This is a genomic window from Streptococcus sp. HSISS2 (assembly GCF_000448665.1).
GTDB lineage: Bacteria > Bacillota > Bacilli > Lactobacillales > Streptococcaceae > Streptococcus > Streptococcus raffinosi.
Genome location: NZ_CM002133.1, coordinates 913,918 through 919,025, shown reverse-complemented (window position 1 = coordinate 919,025; position 5,108 = coordinate 913,918). Strand labels below are relative to the sequence as shown.

Below are 5,108 nucleotides of genomic sequence, written 5' to 3'. Positions count from 1 at the left end.
ACAAAGCACGTCTTGACTTTGCAGACCTCAATCGTTCTTTAGCTAACTTGAAATAATAGCGGTTCTATTAATTATTGTTAATCCGTCGCTAATGCGACAAAAAATATAAGGGAGTTTTTATTTATCATGAATAAACGTGTAAAAATCGTTGCAACACTTGGTCCTGCGGTTGAAATCCGTGGCGGCAAAAAATTTGGTGAAGATGGTTACTGGGGTGAAAAACTTGACCGTGAAGCATCTGCTAAAAACATTGCTCAATTGATCAAGGAAGGTGCCAACGTTTTCCGTTTCAACTTCTCACATGGTGACCACGCTGAGCAAGGTGAACGTATGGAAGTCGTACGTATGGCCGAAGAACTTGCTGGTCAAAAAGTAGGTTTCCTTCTTGATACAAAAGGACCTGAAATCCGTACTGAATTGTTCGAAGGTGATGCTAAAGAGTATGCATACAAAACTGGTGAACAAATTCGTGTTGCTACTAAACAAGGTATCAAATCAACTCGCGACGTTATCGCTTTGAACGTTGCCGGTGGACTTGACATTTTCGATGATGTTGAAGTTGGTAAACAAGTTCTTGTTGACGATGGTAAACTTGGTCTTCGTGTTGTAGAAAAAGATGCTGAAAAACGTGAATTCGTCGTTGATGTTGAAAACGATGGAATCATCGCTAAACAAAAAGGTGTTAACATTCCTAACACTAAAATCCCATTCCCAGCACTTGCTGAAAGAGATAATGACGATATCCGTTTCGGTCTTGAACAAGGTCTTAACTTCATCGCTATCTCATTCGTACGTACTGCAAAAGACGTACAAGAAGTTCGTGCTATCTGTGAAGAAACTGGTAATGGACATGTTAAATTGTTGGCTAAAATCGAAAACCAACAAGGTATTGAAAACATTGATTCAATCATCGAAGCTGCTGATGGTATCATGATTGCACGTGGTGACATGGGTATCGAAGTTCCATTTGAAATGGTTCCAGTTTACCAAAAAATGATTATCACAAAAGTCAATGCTGCAGGTAAGATTGCTGTTACAGCAACTAACATGCTTGAAACAATGACTGACAAACCTCGTGCAACTCGTTCAGAAGTATCTGACGTATTTAACGCAGTTATTGATGGTACTGATGCTACAATGCTTTCAGGTGAATCTGCTAATGGTAAATATCCTGTAGAATCAGTTCGTACAATGGCTACAATTGATAAAAATGCACAAACTCTTCTTAAAGAGTATGGTCGTCTTGATTCATCAACATTTGGTCGTTCAAGCAAGACTGAAGTTGTAGCATCTGCAGTTAAAGATGCTACAAACTCAATTGATATCAAACTTGTCGTTGCACTTACTGAATCTGGTAACACAGCTCGTTTGATTTCTAAATACCGTCCAGAAGCTGACATCTTGGCAGTAACATTCGATGAAATTACTCAAAAATCATTGATGCTTAACTGGGGTGTTATTCCAGTAGTTACTGAAAAACCTGCTTCAACTGATGACATGTTTGATGTTGCTGAAAAAGTAGCATTGCATTCAGGTCTTGTAGAATCTGGTGATAACATTGTTATCGTTGCTGGTGTTCCAGTAGGTACAGGTGGAACAAACACTATGCGTATCCGCACAGTCAAATAATTTGAGTTTCTACTTAAATAGAAAGAAGGTCCTAGGGATCTTCTTTTTTGTTCAAAAACGAAGAACTTTGTATATTGCATTTTGATATTAGGCTCACAGTATCAGTGAAGAATCACAGTCTTCAACATCATAATGATAGAAAGAAAGTCTATCTTGACAAAATACCTCTATATGATTATAATTATGTTTATAATCATATAGATACTAAACTTCAGATACAAGTTACAAAAATAAGGAGGTATGGTTATGGCCACAAAAAATATTTATGTTGCAGAAGCAGATCTACACTTATTTGATGATGCTGCCAAGTACGCCGGAAGTGTTTCTGCCGCTGTGATACAGGCACTTCAGGACTTTCTAAGTATTCAACGCAACAAAAGCGAAGGATATGACAAGATTGAGTTAAATCTCTATGAAAAAGGGGTAAGAAGAAAGGTAATGTTCTATGGTATGGAGATTACTCGTGTAAAACGTCCGGTAGACGGTGGAATAAGGATTGACACGATTTATAAAACTGCAAAAGGGCAGCTTGCAGTGGCAACCAAGGTTCGCAAGGAGCTTCCGAATTGGGCAAAAGGAAATCCACACGTATGGGAAAACCCGCAGTCTTGGTCACATGATTTTTGGAATCTGGGGGACAGAGTGTTAAACGTATATCCGGACATAGAGAGCCTAAAGGAGAAGGATGCGTATCTTGCTGAGTGCTGCGAATCTTCTCTTTCGGAAAAGCCTTATGAGTTTTTGGATATTTAGATTAGGTATAAATACTAGATTTATAGAACTATAACAAGCAAATAATGAGATAGCTTTGTGTTTATATATCATATGGATTTCAGAGATGAAAAGAAGGAAGCTTTAATTAACATTGCTATGGTATATTTGTCTGGTGTTCGGGATTATCGTCTTTCTCCTCGCGGTTAATGTATCATGTTCAAAAATTGATATTAAAAAAGCGGAGCGACTCTTAGACGAGTCTGTTCGTACCGGAATTGTAGAATATCATTATTCCGTTGACGGGATTGAGAACATTTCTCAGCTTGTGATCAGCAAAAATTATTGAACCGCATATAAGGGCTACGCTACTAAGGGGCAATATATATACGCGGTAACCATACTAAGGGCGGTATTATTTTACATCATGGGCAGTAAGGGGGTATGAGATGGCGCTGATTACTAAAATCAAAGCCTATCGCGAACAGGCCGGAATAAAACAATTTTTAATATTTTTTCTATTTTGGGGGCAAAATCCCGACATCTACATCTAGTAACGCTATCCAGCATCACGTTCACAACTTGACGATATAGAGCTTTCTTAATATTATTTAGTTAAATATATTTTAAGTGGGGTGAAAGGATGATTAACTTTTTTGCAAATAATCTTAAAAAAGCAGCATTACCAGTATGTATGGTATTGTTGCGCCCATTGCGAGAAAGTTAAATTCTATTTATCCAGAATATCTTAGTAGTATCACTCTCACGGAGTGGTTCCATTTTGCTATGATGAGCTGCAAGAATTAACTTTCTTGCAGCTCTGTTTTTGTTTTTGTGCTATATATCTCTAGAGTCATTAAACTTCTTTAAAGATTTAGGGCTATTTTGGACAAATAGTGATTAGCTATTCGTTAAGTAAGTGAGGTCTTTATTTCAGAAGTGTGGTAGTTTAATCTTATTTAGTGTTGTTAACGATTTAGCTTTATTCGGAATGGATGCCTTATGAAAAATAAGGATTTTTTTGAATTTTAACAATATCTATAAAATTCTCATTTTGAAAACGTAATATCGAAAATAATGAAATCTCGATTTCCTTTTTACAGATAATTCTAAAAAATGATAGTTATACATAGGTATGGTAATATAACCCGGAAAAACATTATATTTATGCTGTATTAGCAATATTTGTTGTTTTTGATTTAAGATTAATTTAAAATATTTGAAAATATGAGCAAATATTCCCACAAATATTAGGAAATTTGTTAGAATGTATAACGATTAGTATTTTTGAATACTTTTAATCTCATTGAGGGGTGAGATACTTAAATGCATAAATGTGGAGGATTACCAAAGTGGGTAAAGATTTATTTAATGATCGAATTAGTCGATTTTCGATTCGTAAATTGAATGTAGGAGTTTGTTCGGTTCTGTTGGGAACTCTTGTTATGGTTGGTGTTGCAAATCAAGTTTCAGCTGATGAAACTAGCAACCAAACCCAAGTAGAAGATGTGACCAATACGACTGCAGTAGCAAGTGAAGGGACACAGTCTCAAAATACTGTTGCAACTCAAGCTTCGATGGAAGTCGCAAATATTTTATCTAGTTCTGAGGCAAATAGTCAGTCTCAAGCTGTTTCAACAGCTAGCCAAATAGTCTCTGAAGCATCAACGACACCAGCTTCTAGTGAAGCAATATCTCAGGCAGCTGTTTCTACTTCTGAAACATCAGCTAGTTCTGTACAATCTTCAAATAGTGTTGCTGGTACTGTGAATGTAGCTAGTAGCACGACTGGCGCTTCAACGACAGCATCTAGTTTAGCAGCCACTTCTGAATCACAAGCCTCAGCCTCAGCATCTGAAGCGAAAAATTTGAATGTTGAAGTAGAGGCTTCTAGTGGTAACTCCCTTTCTGGAGGGGTTGAATCTCCAGTAGTAGAACAACCTGTAGTGACAGCTGAAACTTCTGGTAAACGTCGTAGCCGTCGTTCTATTGGTGATCCAAACGATCCAAACCTCATCGCAGATGATGTCCAAGATGCCACTTCAACTCCGAAAGAAGCAAAACCAGGTTTCACTACTAATATCAAAGCTACTGACTTGGCTAGCCAAATCTCTTGGTTGGATTTTGGAGATGTGGCTAACTGGACAGGAACAACGACGACATCGAGTGGGAATCTTGCCCTTCAAGTAGGGTCTGCCTATACTAAGGAAATTATGCCGGGTTATGTGGTCACCATCAAAGTCAAATCTTTGAAACCCTTCCAAGCAACAGAAATCTACAAAAAGCGTTTAGAAGACCGAGGAGCGACGGCTGCTGAAAAAGCGACCTATGATCCAAATGCTAGAAATGGTTATGTGAATGGGGCTACTACAAATAATACGAAAGCAGCTTTTAGTGCTGGTGAAGAAGCCAAAGTTGTTGCCGAAGCTCAAACCAGATGGTCAGAAATAAGGGGTGAAGGCATCAATACTGGGGCTAAAAAAACAACCATCAGTTCCGAGTTTGATGGTGGCAATATCGGTGTTCAGTTTGAAATTTCTGCGACCTTCCGTGGAAAAGTAGTCAAACCTGCCATTGTCATGGCGGATGGTGAGTCCGCTAACCCAGGTGAATTGCTTATGTTCACTACAAAACGGAGAAGGATGGCAACAAATTGGTGAGTGGTATAAATACGGAAATAAAGCTACTAAAACTTTTATTCCACAAGATACAGACAATTTATTTGGCTCAAATCCTTCCACTAATATAAATGGCATGAGTCTCTATAA

General features: G+C 37.9%; 3 protein-coding genes. All 3 read left to right on the top strand.

The window, feature by feature from the left end:
• Nucleotides 1-126 precede the first annotated feature (126 nt).
• The 3 genes from pyk to HSISS2_RS04050 all read left to right on the top strand — a co-directional run bounded on the left by pyk (nt 127) and on the right by HSISS2_RS04050 (nt 5,000).
• Nucleotides 127-1,629 carry a pyruvate kinase gene (gene pyk, locus HSISS2_RS04060; RefSeq protein ID WP_021145523.1) on the top strand — a complete coding sequence of 501 codons (1,503 nt, stop codon included), beginning with the start codon at nt 127-129 and terminating at the stop codon, nt 1,627-1,629.
• Between the two features lie 246 nt (nt 1,630-1,875).
• Nucleotides 1,876-2,382, top strand: a complete 507-nt coding sequence (locus HSISS2_RS04055; protein ID WP_042766988.1) for an EXLDI protein — start codon at nt 1,876-1,878, stop codon at nt 2,380-2,382.
• A 1,310-nt stretch (nt 2,383-3,692) separates the two neighbouring features.
• On the top strand, nt 3,693-5,000 hold the full coding sequence (locus HSISS2_RS04050) for a YSIRK-type signal peptide-containing protein (protein WP_042766987.1): 1,308 nt from the start codon (nt 3,693-3,695) through the stop codon (nt 4,998-5,000).
• Nucleotides 5,001-5,108 lie beyond the last annotated feature (108 nt).

Excerpts from the sequence above, each read along its gene's own strand:
- pyk (WP_021145523.1), top strand. The coding sequence starts at position 127 with ATGAATAAACGTGTAAAAATCGTTGCAACACTTGGTCCTGCGGTTGAA.
- HSISS2_RS04055 (WP_042766988.1), top strand. The coding sequence starts at position 1,876 with ATGGCCACAAAAAATATTTATGTTGCAGAAGCAGATCTACACTTATTT.